Source organism: Novosphingobium rosa NBRC 15208 (genome assembly GCF_001598555.1).
Taxonomy (GTDB): domain Bacteria; phylum Pseudomonadota; class Alphaproteobacteria; order Sphingomonadales; family Sphingomonadaceae; genus Novosphingobium; species Novosphingobium rosa.
The window spans coordinates 82,497-104,387 of sequence record NZ_BCZE01000021.1 but is presented as its reverse complement, the minus strand read 5'-3'; the positions used below and the strand labels follow the sequence as shown (position 1 = coordinate 104,387).

Genomic DNA, 21,891 nt, shown 5'->3' with positions numbered 1-21,891 from the left:
CCTTTTTTCGGGAAACGTCAGTTGAGCCGGGGGCTCATGTAGATCTGGTCGGCCATGGTGGTGCCCAGACTGCGCATGTAGGTGATCACCGGCGTGTAGACGTAGCTGACCTGACCATAGAACAGATAGGCGCCGGAGGTGCCCGCCACGCCGGTGGCGCAGGCGTTGCTGGTGGTGGGCACCATGAAGGAACTGATAACCCCGGACGGCACGTCGACCACCGCTCCGGCCTTGAGCGAGGGGGTGACCGCGCTGCTGCCGGTTTGCGCCTGGCTCCACACCACATAGGCGTGAGAGGTGTCGCAGATGCGCAATTGCGCGATCTGGACAGTGGCCTTGGTGGTGTCGAAGGGGGTCATCACCAGCTGCGCGCTGCTCATATAGGTGGTGACGGTGCTGGTGTCGGGCGTGCTGGTGGGCGATATGCTGCGGCTGGCCAGATCGGTCAGCGCGCGGGTGGTGGCCGTCACCTTGCGGTGGCAGGAGATCATGTCGGACAGCACATAGCTGCTCACGAACAGCGTGATCAGCACGGGCAGCACGATGGCGAATTCCACCATGGCCACGCCGCTCTCATTGTGGAGCAGCCGCCTCAGCATGTCTTGGTCGCCCCCGTGCTGTCGACCGGGCACAGATACTGTTCGACGGTGAACGTGTAGGTCGCCAGAATCATGCGGTTGTTGCCATAGGACGGGTTGGTGAAATTGAGCCCCAGCGGCCCGGCCACCGTGGGCCAGAGATAGGCCAGCTGCATGATCACCAGCTTGCCCTGCGTGCTGCCGATGCCGGTGCCGTCATTGGTCTTGCCATCGCAGCTGATGGTGCCGTAACCGGCGCTGCTGCCGGTCAGCGTGCCGCTTTTCGAGTCGTAGGTTAAGGTGGGCGCGGTGATGGTGGGCGATGCGCAGCCGGTGGGCACCACCTGCACATTCACCGTCAGCCGGTCGCAGCTCAGGAAGGGCGGCAGCGATCCGGCATAGCTGACGGCGATGGGGTTGCCATTGGCGTCGGTGTCGGCGCTTTTGCCGGAAATGCCGTTGCAGACCGCGCTTTTGAAATCGCTGGCCTTGGTCAGGCCCGGGCTGGTCTGGCCCGAGACCGTCAGGCTCTGGATCGAGCCGGTCATCACCAGACGCGAGGCATTCTCCACCGCGCTTTCCAGCCCCTGCTGGGCCAGATAGATCAGTGCTATGTGGAGAATACCCAGCACCAGCGCAATAAAGGCTGGGGCGACAAGGGCGAATTCGATGGCCACGCCGCCCTCCTGCGCCTTGCGCAGTCGCGTCAGCCGCCGCCGCGCCCGCCGCGTGAATTTCGTTGCGAATTCAGGCAGGCGGGAGGCGATTCGCAGGCCGGGGTGGGGGGCAGGCCGGGGGAGCGTCATGCCTTCGAAATGGCCCGGCTTCTGCAAATATACGGTTAAGGCGGTGAAAGCTTTTCAAGATTTTTATAATCTTTTTATATTGGCCCTGCGCGGGCGAGAGCAGGCCTGCGTTCAGGTCCGCCCTCGCCGCCTGCTGCCCGCTCAGCCCGCCAGATGCAGCACGGCGATCACCAGCGCGAAGATCGGATAGAGCAGTCCCATGCCAGCCAGCAGCCAGCGGCTGATCGCCCCGCGCGCAAAGGCGATGGCCATGATCAGGATGGCGCTCATCGTGGCGGCGGCGGCCACCAGCAGGGGCGCGCTCAGGTGCCAGGGGGTGAAGAACAGGCCCAGCGCGGTGGGGATGGTGGCCTGAATCATCATCGCGCCGGAAATGTTGGCCAGCGCCAGACGGTACTTGCCCTGCCTCACCCAGATCACGGCATTCATCGTTTCGGGCAGTTCGGTGGCGATGGGGCTGAGCAGCAGCGCCAGCAATTGCGGGCGCAGGCCCAGCGCCGGGCCCAGATGCTCCAGCTGGGCCACGAACGTGCGCGAGGCGAAGAAGATCACCACCAGCGCGGCCAGAGTCTGGAACAGGGCCATGGCGGTGGCGGGTTCGGCGCTTTTGGGCTGGAACTTCAGCGGCTCCAGCTCTTCCTCTTCATCCTCGCTCTCGCCCGACATTTCCTGACGGACATAGAAGGCATAGGCGGCAAGGAACGCCAGACCCAGCCAGGGCTTCCACGCAAAGACCAGCACGCCCAGCAGGATCTTGGCGGCGAAGATCGCCATGAACCAGACCTGATCCTTGCTGAGGCGCCTGAACTCCTCGCGCACGGCGGCGGTGACGGGCAGATGCCGCCCGCACAGGATCAGCGAAAAGCCCACCGTGGCATAGGCAATGGTGGAGAGCGCCAAGGGGCCGCCCAACGCCGCGCCCACGCCCAGTTCCTTGGACGCTGCCCCCGCGCCAAAGGCCACGGCCACCAGCGTCACCACGCTTTCGGGCAGGGCGGTGCCGAAGGCTGCCAGAATGGTGCCGGTGGCCTTTTGCCCCACCGCCATCTTCTGGCCGACCCATTCCACGCCGTTCACGAAGAACTCGCAGGCCAGATAGATCACCACGGCTGATCCCAGCAGCAGGGCGATGTTCGGCCAGATGGCCAGTAAGGTCGCGGACATGGGTATAAAACTCCGGGGCCGGAAGACAGAACGCATGAATGCAGCCCATGCCCGGCCCGGACACGTGCTCATTCATGGTCTCGTCAAGCCGGTCAGGCCGTGCGCGCCATGGCTGAAAGCCAAGTGTGTTGACGCGAACCCCGCATGTCAGAAGCGCGGGCGACTACTCCCCAGGAAGCGGGGCGCATCTGCCTTGCGGCAGGTGGTTTGTCAAGCTTGCGGTAATCGGTTGACGCGGCGGCGCGATGCCGGTTCAAGCCGCTGTTCAACCGTAAGGGCAGAGGACGCAATGGTGAGGCAGACAGGCATGGCGGATGCGATCCTCGATGCGCTGGAGGCGCGCGGCGGGCGCTGCCTTGTCGGCATTCCCGATCCGGCCTTTCTGGCGCTGTTCCAGCGCGCGCAGCAGCGCGGTTTCACCCTGCTCTCGCCCCATCACGAGGCGGCGGGCGGCTTTATGGCCGAGGCGGCGGCGCGGCTCACCGGCGCGCCGGTGGCGGTAGCGCTGTCGCCCGGGCCGGGGGTGGCCAATGCGCTGCCCGCCATGGCCTGCGCTCTGGCGGAAAAAGCGCCGGTGCTGTTTCTGGGCGGCGCGCGCGGGGCCTTGCGCGAACCGCAGCTGCGCGGGCGTTTCCAATATGGCGACCAGATGGCGATGGTGGCCGGCGTGGTGAAGCATGCCGCGCGGATCGAAGACCCGAAGCACGCGATCCAGACCATCGCCGAGGCGCTGGATGCCGCGCTGAGCGGCACGCCCGGCCCGGCCTATCTCGATTGCGCCTTCCCCGCCATGCTGGGGCAGGCCGAAACCACCATCCTGCCGCTGCCCACCTCTGCCACGCCCGAACCGCAGACGCTGGCGCAGGCCGCTTTCCTGCTCGAACAGGCGAGGGCGCCCATGCTGCTGGTCGGCCATGGGCTGAGCACGGCGGCGCGCGCGGCGGCTGCCAGTTTTGCGCGGCGTCTGGGCTGTCCGGTTGTGTTGACGCCCGGCGCTTCGGCGCTGCCCGGGCTGGGGCCGCAGTGCTTTCCCTATGCCTTCTCCCCGGTGGCGGGAGAGGTTATCGCCCGGTCCGATCTGGTGCTGGCCGTGGGCACGGCGCTGGGCGAGACGGTGCATTTCGGTCGCCGTCGCCACTGGAAAGCCGGAGATGAGGCGCGCCGCTGGATCGCCATCACGGCGGATCGGGAAGCCCCGGAGGCCAACCGCCCCATCGATCTCACTCTGACCGGCGAGGCTGAACTGACGCTTCGTTTGCTGGAGCAGCAGCTTCCCAAGCTGAATACGAGGGTCGACCTGCCCGGCTGGCAACAGGCCGAGGCCGCGCGCGTGGTGGCATGGGATGACGCCGCGCAAGCCCACCCCGCCGCGCCCATCCACCCCGCAAGGCTGGTCAGCGAGGCCATGGAGGCTCTGCCGCGCGACGCGCTGCTGGTGCGCGACGGCGGGGCAGGGGTGCTGTTCCAGCTTTCGCGCGGCGGCACGCATGAGGGCGGCGTGCTGTGGAGCCGCGCCTTTGCTCATCTGGGCACGGGCCTGCCCTATGCCATCGGCGCTCTGGCGGCGGAAAGGGCGATGGGGATGGCCCCGCGCCCGGCGTGGTTGCTCACCGGCGATTCCGCGCTGCTGTTTCATGGCGCCGAGTTGGAAACAGCGGTGCGGCTGGGGTTGAAGATCGTCTGCGTGGTGGCTGCCGATCATCAATGGGGGCTGGAAGCGGCGGCCTATCGTCAGCAGTCGGGAGAGGACGCTCCGCGCCCCGGCGCGCTATGGAGCAAGGCCACGCGTTTCGACCGGATCGCCCGGGGTTTCGGCGCGGAGGGTATCCATGTGGAGGATGCCGCAGATCTCCCCGCCGCCTTTGCCGCAGCGCAAGCGGCGCAAGGCCCGGTGGTGATTCATGTGGCGGTCGATGCGCAGGCCAATGGCCGCGATCTGCCCGGCTGGGGCGAACTGGCCAGCTGGTATTCCGACGGGATGGCTCCCGCGCGCTGACCGGTCAGCCGTGCTTCGCCGCCTTGTCCTTGGGCGGCATGCGATAAGGCACGAAATCGTTCAGCCCCACCGTGCCGCGCCAGAAACCGCCGCTGCGGTCATGCAGCTGCACCATGTCGAGGCGGCACAGCTGGCTGCCCCAGGTCTTGGTGACCAGGATCGAATCATCGTCCAGCTGCTCGGGCCATTGCGGACGGTTGACGTAATAGACGCCCGCGCCCGCCGAATAGACGATGGCCGTCTTGTCGATGATGGTGGTGTTGGTGGCGTCCATCAGATTGATGCAGCTGACAGGCTTGCCGGGCACGCGATTGCCCAGCAGCTTGGTGAGCTGCTGTTCGCCGGTCAGCTCCTCACGGGCCGAAACCGGCTGGGCCAGCAGCAAGGCGCCTGCCGAGCAGGCCATCAGCGCACGGGCGAAAGTGGAGCGGTTCATCGGGTATGACCTTTCAAAACGGCGGGGGGAAACCGCAGGAAGGCCGGGGCGGATCGCCGTCTCGGTCGTGTTTCTTTTCCGCCTTTACGCTTACACCGTCAATGCTGAATGAGGGCTGAAAAGGCGCGGATTTACGGGCTTCCTTCTGCCGCCTTAAGCGGTGCCACCCACCGTCAGCGCCTCGACCAGCACGGTGGGCTGGCCCACGCCCGCCGCCACGGACTGGCCGCCCTTGCCGCACAGGCCCACGCCCTCGTCCAGCTCCATATCGGTGCCCAGACCCAGCACGCGGGTCAGCACCGAGGGGCCGTCGCCGATCAGCGTGGCGCCCTTGATCGGCGCGCCCAGCTTGCCGTTCTCGACGCGATAGGCCTCGGTGCAGGAGAAGACGAATTTGCCGCTGGTGATGTCCACCTGGCCGCCGCCGAAACTCTTGGCGAAGATGCCGTTCTTCACGCGGCTCAGCAGCTCCGCCGGATCATCATTCCCCGCGCGCATATAGGTGTTGGTCATGCGCGGCATGGGGGCATGGGCGAAGCTTTCGCGGCGGCCATTGCCGGTGGGCGCCATGCCCATCAGCCGGGCGCTCAGGCGGTCATGGATATAGCCCTTGAGGATGCCGTCCTCGATCAGCACATTTTCCTGAGTCGGCGTGCCCTCGTCGTCGATCGAGAGCGAGCCGCGCCGGGCATGGAGCGAGCCATCGTCCACCACGGTGACGCCGGGCGCGGCCACCCGCTCGCCGATGCGGCCCGAGAAGGCGCTGGTGCCCTTGCGGTTGAAATCGCCCTCCAGTCCGTGGCCCACGGCCTCATGCAGCAGGATGCCGGGCCAGCCGGGGGCCAGCAGCACGGGGAATTCGCCCGCCGGGGCGGCAACGGCCTCCAGATTGACCAGCGCCTGACGCAGCGCGTCGTCGATGCCGCGATTCCACACGGCGGGGTCGAAAAGGTCGTCGTAGAGATAGCGACCGCCCATGCCGAAGCTGCCGCTCTCGCGCCGCCCGTTCTGTTCGGCGACGATGGAGATGTTCAGGCGCACCAGCGGGCGGATGTCGGTGATCGGCTCGGCGTCGGGGCGGACGATTTCCACCACGCTCCAGCTGCCGGTGATATGCGCTGTCACCTGCACCACGCGCGGGTCGCGGGCGCGGGCGGCGGCATCGATGGCCTCGAGCAGCGCCACCTTGCGGGCGAAGTCGATCCCGTCGAGCGGCGAGGCATCGGTGTAGAGATGGCGGTTGGTGCGCAGCGGAGGCGCGGCCAGCGGGCCCCTGGCCGGATCGAGCAGGCTCAGCGTTTCCCCGGCGCGGGCAATGGCGGCGGCGGAGATTTCGTTGGCATGAGCAAAGCCGGTCATCTCGCCCGAAACGCCGCGCAGGCCGAAGCCCGCATTGCGGCTGTAATCGGCGGTCTTCAGCCGTCCGTCGTCGAAGGTGAAGCTTTCGGAGGCGACGAATTGCAGGAACAACTCGCCATCGTCGCAGGCGCTCAGCGTCTGACGGGCCAGTTGGCGCGCCTCATCGGGGGACAGCTGGCCGGAACGGTAGAGGAGCGAGCGAGGATCGGCGGAAGAGGTCATCACGCCGATATAGGCTTGGCAGGCCTGCCGCGCCAGTGGGCAGGCCTGTGGTATCGGTGGATCAGTGAGCGCTTTCGGCGAGAACGAAGCGCTTGTCGCAATAGGGGCATTCGACGAAGCCCTTCTCGTCGATCTCCAGATAGACCTTGGGGTGGCCCAGCGCGGACGGCGTGTAGCCCCCGGTGGTGCGGATGGCGGTCGCCCCGTCGCAGCTGACGCGGTGGGAGTGAGTGGTGACGGTTTCGGGCTGCGTGCTCATGGCCCATGCCGATAGCAGCAGGCGCGGGCCATTTCCACCGTCATTTGGTCGTAAAAAGCAGGAGCGCCACCACCCGCATAATCCGCCCGCCTGACACAATTCTGCCGAACTGCCTCACCTGCGCGGCCCCGCCCCCTTTCAATCCGTTAAGGTTCACGCTCCGTTAAGCTGGCGGCCTGTCTGTAGCGCCCGGGGTAGGGGGACATGATGTTGTAATGATTGCCCGCTGCAAGGGATCCCATGTCCGTTTCTCAAAAGTCGCTGCTGATCTGTGATCTCACCCAAAGCTATGCCGCCACGGGCGGCGGCGGGGTCGGCACCTATATGCGCGAAAAGCAGCGCCACATCCTCGAGCGCACCAACCACCGCCTGCTGCAGATCGTGCCGGGCGAGGTGGATCGCGTGGTGGAAAAAGGCCGCCACATCTGGGTCGAGATTGGCGCCAAACAGGTGCGCGGCAGCCCCAATTACCGCTTCATCATGCGCACCGGCGCCGTGCGCGAGGTGCTGGAGCATTACCGCCCCGATGTGATCGAATCGCTTTGCCCCTGGGTGCTGCCCTGGACGGCGATCCATTACGCCCGCGCTCACCCCGAAACCGCGCTGGTGGCCGGCTATCACACCGATTTTCCCAATGTGCATGTCCACCGAGTCGCCTCCCAGATGTTCGGGGCGAAGCTGGGGCAGGCGCTCAAGCAGGTCAGCGTGGTCTATGCCAATGTCACCTACCGCCTGTTCGACCGGCTCTATGCGCTGAACGAGCCGGTGAAGGCGCAGCTGGGCGCATGGGGCATCCATCACGTGAATGTGCTGTCGCTGGGCGTGGACACGCAGCGCTTCGATCCCGCGCGCCGCGATCCCTCCCTGCGCGCCGCGTTGGGGCTGGGCGCGCCGCATTTCCCCGACCATGGCCCGTTGCTCGCCTATGCCGGGCGCATCGACAATGAAAAGCGCGCCGACCGCCTGATCGAGATGTTCCGCCAGCTGCCCCCCGAGATGGGCGCCGCCATGGTGATGTTCGGCGACGGCAAGCTGCGCGACAGGCTGATCCGCGAGACGCAGGGCCTGCCCATCGCGCTGCCCGGCTTCGTGGATGACCGCGATACGCTGGCGCGCGGCCTCGCCTCCGCCGACATCTATGTTTCGGCCATGGCGGACGAGACCTTCGGCATTTCCGTGATCGAGGCGCAGGCCAGCGGCCTGCCGGTGGTGGGCGTGTCTTCGGGGGCCATGCCGGCGCGTGTGCCCGCCGGGCTCGGCCTGCTGGCCCCGGTGGACGATATGGCCGCCATGGCCCGCCATGTGCAGACCGTCTGGGAGCGGGGTGCTCCCGCTATGGGCGCGGCGGCGCGCGAGCATGTCGCCAGCCGTTTCAGCTGGGAGCGGACGTTCAACCAGCTGATCGGAGATGTGTATCCGGCAGCTCTGGCGCGGGCCGAGCGTCGGGTGGGCGCGCGGCGTGGCCGGCTGGCGCCTGCTCCGGCTTTTGCGCGGGTTATGGGGTAAAAAGAAAGGAAGATGCGAGGGGGGTACCCCCTCGCGCTCCCATAACGTCTCCCGGCGATAGGGTGGTGGCGCCGACATGGTGCGCCTTGGCTCTCCACCTGCGTGAGGCAAAGCGCCGCAGGCAGTGGATGCCTGATAGGCTGTGCCATCCTTTTCATGCCTGCGGCGCGGCAATCTGGGCGCAAGGCCGAATCCGAGGCGCAACGTGGACATTAAAGGGAGCGCGAGGGTTATGACCCTCGCATTTCTCCCTTCAAACCTTCTTCCCCTTCCCAGCCACCCGCCCTAAAGAGCGCCCATGACCAACGCCCCCGCCATCGCCATCCGTGATCTCGTCAAGCGCTATGCTCCGGCTGGAGGCGGCGAGGGCAAGCTGGCTTTGAAGGGCGTCAGCTTCGATGTGCCTCAGGGGCAGATCTTCGGGCTGCTGGGGCCCAATGGCGCGGGCAAGTCCACGCTGATCAACACGCTGGCCGGGCTGGTGATGAAGACCAGCGGCACCGTCAACATCTGGGGTTTCGATATCGACGAGCAGCGCCGCAATGCCAGCCGCGCGATCGGCATCGTCCCTCAGGAAATCGTGTTCGACCCCTTCTTCACCCCGCGTGAGGTGCTGGAGAATCAGGCCGGTCTCTATGGCATCCCCAATGGCGACCGGATCAGCGATGCTCTGCTGGAGGCCGTGCATCTGGCCGACAAGGCCCATGCCTACGCGCGCACGCTGTCGGGCGGCATGAAGCGCCGCCTGCTGGTGGCCAAGGCGATGGTCCATACGCCCCCGGTGCTCGTGCTGGACGAGCCCACGGCGGGCGTGGACGTGGAGCTGCGCCGCCAGCTGTGGGAGCTGGTCAAGCAGCTCAACGACGAGGGCGTGACGGTGGTGCTGACCACCCACTATCTGGAAGAGGCCGAGGCGCTGTGCGACCGCATCGCCATCATCAACCATGGCGAGCTGATCACCAACAAACCCACGCGCGAGCTGGTCGATATGGCGCGCGAGAAGGTGGTGGTGGTGACGGTGGACCGCGATCTGGGGCCTGCAGGTCTGGCGGCCTCCGATGCGCGGGTCACGAAAAGCGCCGTGGTGGGCGAGCGGATGATCGAGATCACCTATGACAAGGACCGCACCAATGCCGGTGAGGTGCTGGCGCTGGTGCAGGGCCAGGGGCTGGGCATTGTCGATGTCTCGACCCGCGAGGCCGATCTGGAAGACGTCTTCGTCAGCCTGACCAGCAACATCTGATCTTTGGCCGGGGCCGCCTTTAGAGCATCGTGCGAAAAAGTGGGAACCGGTTTTCGCGAAAACGATGCAACAACAAAAACCTAGAGCGGGGTGCGTAACCCCGAAATCACGCATCCTGCTCTAGCGGGTGGCCAGCGGCTGGTCCCCGCCTTCGATTTTCTGCCAGCCGGTCTTGTGCTTGCGGATGGGGCTTTTGCAGAAGCGGCAGTCGCTTACGAAATGCGCGCCGTCCCATTTCATATGGCTGCGCCGGGGCATGTGACGACCGAAAAAGCAAAACAGGTTGAGGGCCATTGGCTTCACTCCACATAGGCAACACCGGTCCATGATCCACTTGATGGGCCATGACCGGCGGCCCGTTCGGGTAGTTTCCCGTAACTTAACGCCTCCTGATCTGCTGCGGAAGATGGCATATAAAAAATAAATAAAAACTGGCGGTTTGCCGCGAGTTTTGCTCCGCTTATCGCAAGCGGGCCGGCGGGCCGACAGGGCCGGAGTGGGCTGTAAGACGTTGAACGGGATTGATGCGGGGCGTCATTGGCGGCATGGCACCCTTCGCAAACGTGAGGCGCAAGCGTCAGGGAGAGGCAGGCAATGATGGCCGATGTGATCGTGGTGGGCTCCGGAGCAGCCGGTTTGACGGCGGCGCTGGCGCTGGCGCAGCGGCTGAAAGTGCTGGTGCTGGCCAAGGGCTCGCTGACCGGCGGGTCCACCGCCTGGGCGCAGGGCGGGATCGCCGCCGTGCTGGATTCCGGCGACACCTTCGAGAACCATATCAGCGACACGATGGTGGCGGGCGCCGGGCTCAACCGGCAGGAAACGGTGGAGTTCGTGATCGAGCGCGCGCCCCATGCCATCGACCGCCTGATCGAGCTGGGCGTGCCGTTCAACATGGAGGACGACCACCTCCATCTGACGCGCGAGGGCGGCCATTCGCACCGTCGCATCGTGCATGTGGATGACGCGACGGGCTGGGCGGTGCAGTCGGCGCTGCTGAAAGCCGCGCAGGACCATCCCAACATCACCCTGCTGCCGGGGCGCAGCTGCATCGACCTCATCACCGGGCGGCATGAGATGCGCTATTCGGGCTCGGGCCGGGTGTGGGGCGTCTATGCGCTGGATGAGGCGACCGGCCATGTGGAAACGCACACCGCCCGCGCCACCATTCTGGCGACCGGCGGGGCGGGGCGTGTCTATCAATACTCCACCGCGCCGCGCGGGGCGACGGGGGACGGCATCGCCATGGCCTGGCGCGCGGGGGCGCGCGTCGGCAATATGGAGATGATGCAGTTCCACCCCACCTGCCTCTACAACCTTGAGATCAAGAACTTCCTCATCACCGAGGCGGTGCGCGGCGAGGGCGGGCGGCTGATCAACCCGCGCACCGGCAAGCGCTTCATGCCCGATTATGATGAAAGGCTGGAACTGGCTCCGCGCGATATCGTCGCCCGCGCCATCGATGCCGAGATCAAGCGCGATGGTCTGGATTACGTCCACCTCGACATCAGCCATATGCCCGAGGACTTCGTCCGCCACCATTTCCCCAACATCCACGAAAAGCTGCTGGGGCTGGGCATCGATATGACGAAGGAGCCGATCCCGGTCGTGCCCGCGCAGCACTACACCTGCGGCGGGATCATGATCGATCTGGATGGCCGCACCGATCTGCCGGGACTGTACGCCGCAGGCGAATGCACCGAGAGCGGGTTGCATGGGGCGAACCGTCTTGCCTCGAACTCGCTGCTGGAATGCTTCGTGTTTGGCGAGGCTGCCGCCGCCGATATCCTCGATCACTGGGATGCCTTCGACGTGCCCCCTCCGGTGCGGGCATGGGACGAGAGCCGCGTGTCCGATTCCGACGAGGAGGTCATCATCAAGCAGAACTGGACCGAGATCCGGCGCTTTATGTGGAACTATGTCGGCATCCAGCGCAGCACCAAGCGGCTGGAACGCGCCGCGCACCGCATCAAGATGCTCTTCGATGAGGTGGAGGACTATTACGGCCACTTCCGCGTCAGCACCGACCTGATCGAACTGCGCAACCTGCTGCAGAGCGCCGATCTGATCGTGCGGTCTGCCCTGAAGCGGCATGAGAGCCGGGGGCTGCATTGCACCCGCGATTACCCCCAGACGCTGGATGAGGCGGTGGATACGGTGCTGGTGCCTTAAGAAGGAAGGGAAGATGCGAGGGCCATCGCCCTCGCGCTCCCTTTAATGTCTTCGTTGCGCCCTGACTAAGCGGCAGTGCGCCTGCTCATAGCGCCGCAGGCAATCATCATGGTTTGCGCAAGGCTGGCGATGTGGTGCCACATATCCTTTCTGCCTGCGGCGCTATCAATGCGTGCGGAACCGATCGGTTGTGCGCAATGTCGACAAGGAAAGGGAGCGCGAGGGCGATGGCCCTCGCATCTTCCCTTCCTTCTTACCCCAACAACCGGCCCAACAAAATCAACGCCATCGCCCCCAACACCGAGGCGAGACAGCCCACCGGTTGGCTCGACCCTTGCCGACGCGCCACCAACTCGGCGAGCAGTGAACCACCGATGCCCAGCAGGATCGTGGCGATCAGGCCCAGATGCACCGCGCCGGGATAGAGCCAGCGCGCAAGGAGGCCGATAAAAAATCCCGAAAACAGGGCGCCGATGATGCGGAGCATGGTTGTGGTGTCCTTATGGGGTCAGATGCTTGATTCCATGGGGGATGATTCTAGGGGCAAGATCGGGATGACACCAGAGCTTGTGGTGGCGTGAACCAGCAGCCACCAAACCTGCCCAGCTGAGTCGCGCAAAGCAGGCCGATGGGGTTCGTATCGACTCGATCATCGCTGTGGAGAGAAAAATTTTTAGTACGTAATTTTGACTCTTGCGCGACAGCGCGGTGGCAGATTTCCGGCGCGTCGCGGCACTGCAAAAAGCTGTGCGGAAAGCGAGCGAAGCGCTTGGTATGGTTTTGCCCTCTTGCGCCCTGAATTGGACCGCGCCACAAGCTCTAGTGTCTGAATGTGCTTCGGCGCCTCAACACCTAGTATTCGACCGTAAGGCGCCGATGCCTCGATTCTGGCTGCATTCCACCCGGTTCTCCGGGTTTTGCGGTTGTCTTGAGGTGCGCATGGCAGGCGAATGGGGTGAAGGCGGGGGCTTTCAGTCATAGCCCGGCTCATGGAGGAGCCGGTCAGAGTTTTTTCAGGCGGGACACCGCCGGCTGCGTGGATTCGAAGGGGCGATTGCAAGTGACGTTCGGCGCACAGGATCAAGAGGCGGCTGCGGCTGCCGACGAACGGCTGGCCGACGCGCCTGCCCCCACCGGCACCAAGGCCGGCAACAAAAAAAAGGAGGCGGGCGCACGCCCGGCACTGCCCATGAACGATAAGGTTGATATGGCTACGGCTGAGCTGATCGACAACTCGCTGGATTCCACCTTGCTGGCGGGCATGCTGGCCGGTGCGGCAACCGCCGCTGCCGCCGCCCCGAAAGCGGCTCCGGCGTTCGACAAGAACGATTCCAAGATGGTGCATCCGCGCCGCTTCACGATCCGCACCGATGTCCAGCGCGACGCGCTGCTGACCGACTTCGGCAAGGAAACGCTGGACGACCGCTATCTGCTGCCCGGCGAGTCCTATCAGGATCTCTTCGCCCGCGTCGCCGATGCCTATGCCGACGATCAGGATCACGCCCAGCGTCTGTATGATTACATCAGCCGCCTGTGGTTCATGCCCGCCACGCCCGTTCTGTCGAACGGCGGCACCGGGCGCGGCCTGCCGATCAGCTGCTACCTCAACACGGTTGAGGACAGCCTGGAAGGCATCGTCAACACCTGGAACGAGAACGTCTGGCTCGCCTCGCGCGGCGGCGGTATCGGCACCTATTGGGGCAAGGTGCGCGGCATTGGCGAAACCGTGGGCCTGAACGGCAAGACCAGCGGCATCATCCCCTTCGTGCGCGTGATGGATTCGCTGACCCTGGCGATTTCGCAGGGTTCGCTGCGTCGCGGTTCGGCGGCCTGCTATCTCGATGTCTCGCACCCGGAGATCGAGGAGTTCCTCGAAATCCGCAAGACGAGCGGCGATTTCAACCGCAAGGCGCTCAACCTGCACCATGGCGTGCTGCTGACCGACGACTTCATGCGCGCCGTGCGCGATGGCGCCGATTTCGACCTGAAATCGCCCAAGGATGGCAGCGTGCGCGGCAAGGTCAACGCCCGCTCGCTCTTCCAGAAGCTGGTCGAGGTGCGTCTGGCCACCGGCGAGCCCTATCTGGTCTTCTCGGACACGGTGAACCGCATGATGCCCAAGCATCACCGCGATCTGGGCCTGAAGGTCTACACCTCCAACCTGTGCAGCGAGATCACCCTGCCCACCGGCAAGGACCATCTGGGCAATGACCGCACCGCCGTGTGCTGCCTCTCCTCGCTGAACCTGGAAACCTGGGACGAGTGGAACGGCGACAAGGTCTTCATCGAGGACGTGATGCGTTTCCTCGACAACGTCCTGCAGGACTATATCGACCGCGCGCCCGACGAGATGGCCCGCGCGAAGTATTCCGCCGCGCGTGAGCGTTCGGTCGGCATGGGCGTGATGGGTTATCACTCTTTCCTGCAGAAGAAGGGCATCGCTTTCGAGAGCGCCATGGCCAAGGCCTGGAACCTCAAGATGTTCAAGCATGTCTCGGCCAAGGCGGACGAGGCGAGCATTCTGCTGGCGCAAGAACGCGGGGCCTGCCCCGATGCCGCCGATATGGGCGTGATGCAGCGCTTCAGCTGCAAGATGGCCATCGCCCCCACCGCCTCGATCAGCATCATCTGCGGCGGCACCAGCGCCTGCATCGAGCCGATCCCGGCCAACATCTACACCCACAAGACGCTCTCGGGCAGCTTTGTGGTGAAGAACCCCTATCTGCAGAAGCTGCTGGCCGAAAAGTCCAAGGATTCCACCAATGTGTGGAACTCGATCCTGGAGCATGGCGGCTCGATCCAGCATCTGGACTTCCTGAGCGCCGACGAAAAGGCTGTCTACAAGACCAGCTTCGAGATCGATCAGCGCTGGCTGCTGGAATTCGCCGCGGACCGCACGCCCTATATCGATCAGGCCCAGTCGCTGAACCTCTACATCCCCTCGGATGTCGACAAGTGGGACCTGATGATGCTGCATTATCAGGCGTGGGAAAAGGGCATCAAGTCGCTCTATTACCTGCGTTCCAAGTCGATCCAGCGCGCCGGTTTCGCGGGCGGTGTGGAGGCGGACAACACCTCCGCCGCGCCGCGCATCGAGCTGCAGGCGGCCGAAGAGACGGATTACGAGGAATGCCTCGCCTGCCAGTAAGCAAGTAAGGTGCGAGGGGATTATCCCCTCGCGCTCCCATAACGTCTCCCGACGCTGAAGGCGGGCATGAGATAGAACTCAGCGCCAACGTCCCGTCGGAAGACAATATGGGGTGCAGGGGGGTAACCCCCCTGCGATTATCCTTCTAATTCTTAGGACTAGAAACCCATGTCCCTTCTCGAAGCCCGCAAGACCTACAAGCCCTTCGAATATCCCTGGGCCTTCGATATGTGGAAGCGCCAGCAGCAGGTCCACTGGCTGCCCGAAGAGGTGCCGCTGGGCGAGGACTGCCGCGACTGGGCGCAGAAGATCTCCGAGCATGAGCGCAATCTGCTGACGCAGATCTTCCGCTTCTTCACCCAGGCGGATGTGGAAGTGCAGGACTGCTATCACGAGAAGTATGCCCGCGTTTTCAAGCCCACCGAGATCAAGATGATGCTGACCTCGTTCAGCAACATGGAAACGATCCACATCGCGGCCTATTCGCATCTGCTCGACACGATCGGCATGCCTGAATCCGAATATGGCGCCTTCCTCGAATATGCCGAGCTGAAGGACAAGCATGATTACATGCACAGCTTCGGCGTCGACAGCGACGAAGATATCGCCCGCACGCTGGCGATGTTCGGCGGCTTCACCGAGGGCGTGCAGCTGTTCGCCAGCTTCGCCATGCTGATGAACTTCCCGCGCTTCAACAAGATGAAGGGCATGGGGCAGATCGTCAGCTGGTCGGTGCGCGATGAATCGCTGCACTGCGAGGGCATCATCAAGCTGTTCCACACCTTCGTGAAAGAGCGCGGCTGCCTGACCAAGGCGGTGAAGGAAGACATCATCGACTGCTGCCAGAAGACGGTGCGTCTGGAGGACAACTTCATCGATCTGGCCTTCGAGCTGGGCCCCGTGCCCGGCATGACCGCCAAGGACATCAAGCGCTACATCCGCTTTATCGCCGACTGGCGCCTCTCGCAGCTGGGCCTGCCCGCGATCTACATGATCGAGGACCACCCGCTGCCCTGGCTGCAGCCGCTGCTCAACGGCGTGGAGCATGCCAACTTCTTCGAGCAGCGCGCGACGGAATACTCCAAGGGCGCCACCAAGGGCGACTGGAACACGGTCTGGAGCAGCTTCGACGCCCGCCGCAAGGCGCGCGGCAGCGAGAATGCCGCCAATGCCGAGGAGTTCCTTGAGGACACCACCGAGGACATGTTCGCCAAGGCGGGCATTGCGGCGGAATAAGGCTGCCTTTGCAGATGAGGGAAGGGGGCCGGGCCGAGAGGCTGCCGCCCCCTTTTCTATGGGCAGGCTGATCTGCAGGGGGCGGTGGAAAGATCAGGAAAAAATCCTTGGCTTTCCTCTTGCGCTTGAGGGAAGCGCCGGTTAAAGGCGCCTTCCAGCCAGAGTGCCGCTTTAGCTCAGTTGGTAGAGCACATCATTCGTAATGATGGGGCCAGGTGTTCGAGTCACCTAAGCGGCACCACCTTCCCTAACGTTGTCACTTAAGACCCTCTCAAATGCTACTTAACAGAGCTTTGAGAGGTGATTGGGTCGATAACACGGAAACGCCCGGTACGGAATCCCCGCCCGGGCGTTTATTTGTCCTAAATTGAATCGACTTTGATTTCGTTGACCCATGCTGGTCACGGGGCGGAAGGCATGACCTTCGCGAGCGCCTTCAAAGCTGAATGCCTCCACCAGCCCAGTCGGTCCGTTCGGGGACAACCTTCGTCCTCCAACCACTTTTCCAAACGAACCGGGTTGATGCCGGATCGGCAGGTCAGCTCAGCCAACGTGATTCGGGTTTGGGCGAGGTCGAGGACGATATTCCAGTCCACCTCCCAGCTATCGTCTGCGTCGGCGAATTCCTTGAGCAGAGCGGCGTGCTTGCCAGGGAGGTTCAGGATCTCCAGCGCATCCCTCTGTGAACAGTGGGAGGGGAGGGACGACGGCAGGGTTGTCAGGGGAGCGATGGCGCGCATGGCGTCGGCGTCTTCTTGCCGGAGCTTGATCCGGCTGATGGATTTTCCCGCCAGCGTGAACGGGACGGGATTATCTTTTCGCAGCAGTCGGTCGAAGATCACACCCCATGGCTTGAAGCCTCCGCCTATCGCGCGGGCGACGCGGTGCAAGGGTACGATGAATGCATCCTCGCAGGCAGTTTCGCCATCCGGGGCGGGGGGCACAGAAGCGGAACGCAGGGCGTCGAGGAAGCGCTTGGCCTCGCGCCCGTCCATCTGTTGCGCATCGAAGAGGGAACGAAGGAAGGGGTGCGCCTGCGTCTCGATATGGCCCTTGTCTGCGATGAGCTGAATCGCATACCGGGGGAGTTCGAGGGAGTGGGAGACCGCCTCTGCGCTGCGACGGTTGTCGCGCTGATCACGCAAGGCTTCGACCTCGGCGCGATCGAGGGTTGGGAACAGGCGATTGGCGCGGAAGCTGATGTGCGACTGGAGGTGGCCGTCCCTGCGCCCTTTGGCAAGCATGCCGAGCGGCATCAGCACGTGATCAACGGCATCCATCATCGCTATCTGGTCGGACGGCGTCTCACCGGCCGGTGACGAGATGGGGGCAAGCTGTTCGTGAATGGCCTCGCTCACGATCGCGGGCAGGATGTCGCTTTCCAAGGCCGGGATGTAATCTGCGATGCCGGTGTAGCGAACGTTCCGCCTGGACCGAGACCTGTTATCGACGGCCCTATGCAGTGCGGGCACGAAAGAGCCGGGCCAGCCTTGGATGAGATCGGCAGTCTGGGCAAGCGCGCGGGCATAGCGGCGCAGCTGATCCGGCGGGGGCGACTGGGTGCGTTTCAGCCTATACGGGTCTTCGACAAGCGGCATGAGGGCGATGGCGAGCTCGAACACCATGCCGCCATCCCAGTCGGAGAGGCTGGCGGGCAGGAGCAGCCGGGCGTCTGCCCGGCGCTGGACATCGGGATCGAGCAGACCGACGAGGGCAGCCAAGCCGGCACGCTCGTCTTCGGGAACGAGGTCGGCGTCCAGACGGTCGAGCCGTCGGTTGCAGCTGTGGCAGCGGTCGAAGGCGTCGGCGTGCTGCCAGCGCTGCCGTGCGCCGCAACTGCAGTCTGACGTGAGATACTGCCAGGTCTCGGTGCAGCATGGAACGGTTTTCAGCGACCACAGGGCGCGGTTGTGAGGACTGGCGGCGAGGGCGGCGGGAGCGAAGCGCACTGTTCGCACGATGATCTCGTCGGCGCGCACGGCGGTGCCAAAGAAGTCGACGTATCCCGCCTCCGGTCGTGCGAGATGGCGGCGCCGGGCGATCTCCTCGACGGGCACGCGGAGGATTTCGGCGAGGCGCCGCTCATCGAGATCGGGAATGAAGGCGGCGTTGGGGTTGTTGGCGTGGTTGACGCCGACCTGGCGCAGCAGGGTGAAGGAGGAGGGAAGGAAGTTCCTGGTCCTCGTGCGGGCGACGAAGGCCATCAGGCCTTCGGTCGCGATCGGCGGAACGCCCCACAGCACCGGGCCGGTCATTCGCCGTCCTCGTCGTTCAGGCCTTCACCGCCGGACGTATCATCCTCAGCCGTCCCGTTGTCGGAGCCGTTTTCGGCGAGGGGGTTGCTGTCGATGGTGCCGTCGCTGATGGCCCATTCGTCGATGGCGTTGGAGAGGCAATCGTAGCTCACATGGTCGTAGCCGGCGGAGAGGGCGGCTTCGAGCGCGGCGAGCATGATGCCGTGGAATTCACCAATGAGGCCGTTGCTGGCCTTGCACAGCTTGTAGGCGAGGCTCTGGAGGCCGGTGGGGATCTGCACGATCTCGTGAGCAACCATCATGTCGTCGATGTGGCCGAGGAGCTTGCTCCAATGCTTGAGATCGAGAGGGTCTTCCGGTTCGTAGGGGCGCAGGAACACCTGCGGCTGGCACCGCATCTTGAGTTCGCGATTGCTCTTCACGACGTTTTCGGCGGCGGAGGTGCCCATGAGGACGATGGGTACAAGGCCTTCGGTGAGGAGGTTCTTGAGCGTGTTGGCGGCGTCGGTGGCGAGGCTCTTGCCCTTGATGTGGTTGAGCTCGTCGATGATGAGCAGTTCCACCTTGAATTCACGGATCGCCTCGCGGACCCGATCGAGAAGCATGTCTGCCTCCCCGGCCCTGCTGTAGCCGCATCCGACGGCCTTGAGGATCGAGGATGCGAGGCTTTTGGGGGTCCCCGTGGTGGAAAGGGTGACGTGCAGGACAGGCTTGCGCTCGGGATCGCGGCCATAGAGCTTGATCAGATGCTGGGTGATGATCTTGGCGCAGGTGCTCTTCCCGGCCCCTGAAGGATGCAGGTAGCGAACGCCGCGCCGGGTCTCGCCGGCGGCCTGGTTGAGGCTCATCATCCGAATGGTGTTCATCTGGGCGACGGCTTGCATCTGGTGCGGCGTGGGGACGATGATGCTTTCGAAGGCGGCCATCTTCTCGGCGACCTTTTCAGTATTGCCGAATTCCTCCGTGCTGAGGAAGTCGAAGTTGGCGAGGGGCAGATCGCCATCGCTGACGGGGCCCGGTTCGCCGGGCAGCGGCGGCCGGGTCCCTGCCGGGTCGTGCGGCGGCAGGCGGAAGACGTTGGGGGCGTCGTCGGGCGTGGGTGCGGCTTTGCCGTTTGTGGGCTTGTATTTCGACATGAACATACTCCTTCTTGTGGTGACTGGGTTGGGCGGTGGCGTGCTGGAGAGTGGGCTTGTGTTTTTGGAAGGGCGGGCTCAGCTGTCCCAGCCAGCGCTGAATCCGGTGCGGCGTGTCTGGAACTCGGCGACCGCCGTGCGGTCCTCTTGGGCGGCATCGGGGGCGTTGCCCTTGCCCTGACCCTGTCGGCCGGTTTGGCTGGTGTCGTCGCGGCGGTTGGAGCTGCGCGGAGCGATGCGGGTCGGGTCGCCGCGCGAGGACACGCGATCGTCGTGCGGCACCTGGGTCTCGGTGCCGGTGACAGACGATTTGATCTTGAGCATCTGAACGGCGTCGCCGAGGAAGCGACGACCCTCTGACGAGTCGATCAGGCGCGCGGTGGCGTGGCGGTCTGCGGCGGTGGCCTTTGGCAGGAGGCGTGCGAACCACTTGGTGTATTCCGTGCGCACGGCCGCCATGTCATGGTCGGTGTCGAATTTCTTCTTCTTGTCCTTGGCCCACTGCTTGATGCGCAGGTGCAGCCAGTGCGGGAGGCCGGTGGCGTAGCGGCGGCGCGTGCAGGGGATCTTGACATATTCCCTGTTGAGCTCGTCGAAGAGCCAGGCGTGTCCGAGGTCGCGCGGATCCCACTTGATCTTGACGTTGGGGAAGGTCCGCTTCTTGGTGTCTGAGGCGACGCCGCGGGCCATGCCGAGATTGAAGAGGATGTCCTCGTTGGAGAGGGGGAACTCGTCGTCGGTGCCGTCGGTGCCGTACATGAGGCCGCCGATCTCCGCACCCTGGCCGCGGAAGCTCGGCCAGTCGACGTTGCAGATGGCGCGTTCGAAGACGTCGATGTCGCCGACGGTGTCGAGACCGTGGATTCCCTTCTGCTCCAGCCAGACGTCCAATGGCGCGCGGTCGTCGAGCTCGGTGTGGCCAGTGGTGTGGTAATCGGCGACGACTGCGGCGAAGGCCTGGCGGAACTCCTCGATCGTCACGGCGGCGTGCTTGGCCGGGTCGTAGTCGAACTCCCGCATGAGGGGGATGTCCCAGGTGCCGCCCTTCAGCTCGGCGCGAATCATGTCCTGCAGCGTCTTCAGGCAGCGCTCGACGCAACCCTTGTGGGTGGGCTGCTTGCTGCCGGCCCAGCGCACGGCCGTTCCGATCTCGCCGCCGGCGTCCTGTGCGGCGCGGGCAGACAAGTGCTTGGCGTGATCGACCAGCAGCACGCCGACCACCTTGCCGTGGAGGTCACCGAGTTCGGTGATTTTCGCGAACGGTTCGGGCACGATCTTGGGCACGGCGGTGTGCAGGAGCGTGCGCATGAAGGTGACGTGGCTGGGCGGATCGTAGCTGATGTCCCAGCCGACTATCACGCGGGTGAAGATGCACAGTGCGATGGTGACGGTCGGCACGCCGCAGGGGACGCCTCGGACGGGGTCGACCGCGAAGACCGGGAAAGGCGTGTCGTCGAGTTGGACGATCTCGAGAAAGCGCGTGGGCTCCTGCGACCAGCCGCCGCCCCTGTAGCGCTGGCGCACCGCCGCTAGGCCCCATGCCTCCTTGAAGGCCTGAGAGCCCTTGGCCCGTTCAACCTCCATGTCGAAGATGCGGCGCGAGCACATCTTGATGACGCCCTTCGGAGCATCGAGTTCGACATCCTGGAAGTCGTGGAGTTCGAGCGCCTCGCCCTTCGCATAGCGTTCGACATCGTCCTTGGCCTTGCGGAAGTAGGCGTTTTTGAACTGCTTCGGCTTGGTGTGGTACTTGAGCGCCCAGAACTTGATGATTGCGAGCACCATCGAGTTGATTTTGCGTGCGCGGGGCACCTGTCCGGTGGATGATGCGAAGTCGTCAGGACGACGGTCGCTCGGAACTCCGCGGGCGCGCACCCAGCGACGGAAGGTGAAGGCGCTGGGAAGGCGACCGAACCGCGCTTCCAGGTCGGCGACGTCGAAATGGTCTTCATAGAACCGGCGGACGCCTTTGACGCTGAGCGAGGGGGTGCCCACCTCGTCGGTCATGTGAAGCGTCTCTTCGCGCAGGGTGTACCAGGGATCGCGGCGCTTCGGCTTTTCGTCGTCGGACTGCTGTTTGGTCTTGGCGTTGACGAGGTCGTCGCGCGACAGCTCCTCCTTGCGGGCGAGCGCGCGCGTGTTGTCGACCAGGGGATTGGAGCGCAGGATCAGCTTGCGCTCGGCCATTAGGTCGCGGGCCTGCGCCTCGGTCGGCCAGACCGGCATGCCGGTGTCGGGATCCGCCACCTCCAGCATGGCACCCGCACCATCGGTGAACATGGCACGCCCATTGGGCGAAATGCCCATGAACGTGTAGGTCACGCCGTGATGGGTGAAGTGCCGATGCTTCAGGCGGCTGAACGATCCCATGCCGCGCC

The 21,891-nt window shown here is 64.6% G+C and carries 17 protein-coding genes, 1 tRNA gene and 1 riboswitch; of the genes, 7 read left to right on the top strand and 11 right to left on the bottom strand.

The window, feature by feature from the left end; translation table 11 throughout:
• Positions 1-17 precede the first annotated feature (17 nt).
• The 3 genes from SR3_RS08490 to SR3_RS08480 form a co-directional block, all read right to left on the bottom strand.
• Positions 18-599: a TadE/TadG family type IV pilus assembly protein gene (locus tag SR3_RS08490; protein ID WP_068083697.1), complete on the bottom strand. Its 582-nt coding sequence runs from the start codon at positions 597-599 to the stop codon at positions 18-20.
• Complete coding sequence (locus tag SR3_RS08485) at positions 593-1,384, bottom strand: TadE/TadG family type IV pilus assembly protein (protein WP_157098716.1); 792 nt, start codon at positions 1,382-1,384, stop codon at positions 593-595. The genes SR3_RS08490 and SR3_RS08485 overlap by 7 nt, the downstream gene beginning before the upstream one ends.
• Before the next feature lie 141 nt (positions 1,385-1,525).
• Positions 1,526-2,548 (bottom strand): sodium:calcium antiporter, encoded by a 1,023-nt coding sequence (locus SR3_RS08480; RefSeq protein WP_068083690.1) that lies wholly within the window; start codon positions 2,546-2,548, stop codon positions 1,526-1,528.
• Between the two features lie 15 nt (positions 2,549-2,563).
• Positions 2,564-2,732: riboswitch (yybP-ykoY riboswitch) on the bottom strand.
• 123 nt (positions 2,733-2,855) lie between these two features.
• Here SR3_RS08480 and SR3_RS08475 point away from each other — a divergent pair.
• Positions 2,856-4,544, top strand: coding sequence for a thiamine pyrophosphate-binding protein (locus SR3_RS08475; RefSeq protein WP_068083687.1), 1,689 nt, complete (start codon positions 2,856-2,858; stop codon positions 4,542-4,544).
• Positions 4,545-4,548: 4 nt separating this feature from the next.
• Here SR3_RS08475 and SR3_RS08470 read toward each other — a convergent pair whose 3' ends face one another.
• From SR3_RS08470 to SR3_RS08460, 3 genes are all read right to left on the bottom strand, one after another.
• A complete protein-coding gene (locus tag SR3_RS08470; RefSeq protein WP_245653828.1) occupies positions 4,549-4,980 on the bottom strand; it encodes a hypothetical protein in 432 nt (143 codons plus the stop codon).
• A gap of 153 nt (positions 4,981-5,133) precedes the next feature.
• A complete protein-coding gene (gene tldD, locus SR3_RS08465; protein WP_068083684.1) occupies positions 5,134-6,561 on the bottom strand; it encodes a metalloprotease TldD in 1,428 nt (475 codons plus the stop codon).
• A 61-nt stretch (positions 6,562-6,622) separates the two neighbouring features.
• Positions 6,623-6,820 carry a zinc-finger domain-containing protein gene (locus SR3_RS08460; RefSeq protein ID WP_068083680.1) on the bottom strand — a complete coding sequence of 66 codons (198 nt, stop codon included), beginning with the start codon at positions 6,818-6,820 and terminating at the stop codon, positions 6,623-6,625.
• A 240-nt stretch (positions 6,821-7,060) separates the two neighbouring features.
• Between SR3_RS08460 and SR3_RS08455 the strand changes: the two genes are divergently transcribed.
• Both SR3_RS08455 and SR3_RS08450 read left to right on the top strand, forming a co-directional pair.
• The gene (locus tag SR3_RS08455) at positions 7,061-8,326 is read left to right on the top strand and encodes a glycosyltransferase (RefSeq protein WP_068083679.1); all 1,266 of its coding nucleotides are present in this window, start codon (positions 7,061-7,063) and stop codon (positions 8,324-8,326) included.
• 298 nt (positions 8,327-8,624) lie between these two features.
• Positions 8,625-9,569, top strand: a complete 945-nt coding sequence (locus tag SR3_RS08450) for an ABC transporter ATP-binding protein (RefSeq protein ID WP_068083676.1) — start codon at positions 8,625-8,627, stop codon at positions 9,567-9,569.
• 120 nt (positions 9,570-9,689) lie between these two features.
• On the opposite strand, the gene SR3_RS31190 is transcribed toward SR3_RS08450, so the two are convergent.
• Positions 9,690-9,863, bottom strand: coding sequence for a hypothetical protein (locus tag SR3_RS31190; RefSeq protein WP_157098715.1), 174 nt, complete (start codon positions 9,861-9,863; stop codon positions 9,690-9,692).
• Between the two features lie 300 nt (positions 9,864-10,163).
• Here SR3_RS31190 and nadB point away from each other — a divergent pair, with 300 nt between their 5' ends.
• On the top strand, positions 10,164-11,738 hold the full coding sequence (gene nadB, locus SR3_RS08445) for an L-aspartate oxidase (protein WP_068083672.1): 1,575 nt from the start codon (positions 10,164-10,166) through the stop codon (positions 11,736-11,738).
• A 253-nt stretch (positions 11,739-11,991) separates the two neighbouring features.
• On the opposite strand, the gene SR3_RS08440 is transcribed toward nadB, so the two are convergent.
• Positions 11,992-12,225, bottom strand: coding sequence for a GlsB/YeaQ/YmgE family stress response membrane protein (locus tag SR3_RS08440; RefSeq protein ID WP_068083661.1), 234 nt, complete (start codon positions 12,223-12,225; stop codon positions 11,992-11,994).
• Between the two features lie 720 nt (positions 12,226-12,945).
• Here SR3_RS08440 and SR3_RS08435 point away from each other — a divergent pair.
• From SR3_RS08435 to SR3_RS08425, 3 genes are all read left to right on the top strand, one after another.
• The gene (locus SR3_RS08435; protein ID WP_407668156.1) at positions 12,946-14,886 is read left to right on the top strand and encodes a ribonucleoside-diphosphate reductase subunit alpha; all 1,941 of its coding nucleotides are present in this window, start codon (positions 12,946-12,948) and stop codon (positions 14,884-14,886) included.
• Positions 14,887-15,054: 168 nt separating this feature from the next.
• Positions 15,055-16,122, top strand: a complete 1,068-nt coding sequence (locus tag SR3_RS08430; protein ID WP_068083659.1) for a ribonucleotide-diphosphate reductase subunit beta — start codon at positions 15,055-15,057, stop codon at positions 16,120-16,122.
• Between the two features lie 165 nt (positions 16,123-16,287).
• Positions 16,288-16,363 (top strand) — tRNA-Thr (locus tag SR3_RS08425).
• A gap of 160 nt (positions 16,364-16,523) precedes the next feature.
• On the opposite strand, the gene SR3_RS08420 is transcribed toward SR3_RS08425, so the two are convergent.
• The 3 genes from SR3_RS08420 to SR3_RS08410 form a co-directional block, all read right to left on the bottom strand.
• The gene (locus tag SR3_RS08420) at positions 16,524-18,377 is read right to left on the bottom strand and encodes a TniQ family protein (protein WP_068083658.1); all 1,854 of its coding nucleotides are present in this window, start codon (positions 18,375-18,377) and stop codon (positions 16,524-16,526) included.
• Entirely contained in the window at positions 18,374-19,513 is a 1,140-nt protein-coding gene (locus tag SR3_RS08415; RefSeq protein WP_169805585.1) for an ATP-binding protein, read from the bottom strand. The genes SR3_RS08420 and SR3_RS08415 overlap by 4 nt, the downstream gene beginning before the upstream one ends.
• A 78-nt stretch (positions 19,514-19,591) precedes the next feature.
• Positions 19,592-21,883, bottom strand: a complete 2,292-nt coding sequence (locus tag SR3_RS08410; RefSeq protein ID WP_068083652.1) for a hypothetical protein — start codon at positions 21,881-21,883, stop codon at positions 19,592-19,594.
• Positions 21,884-21,891 lie beyond the last annotated feature (8 nt).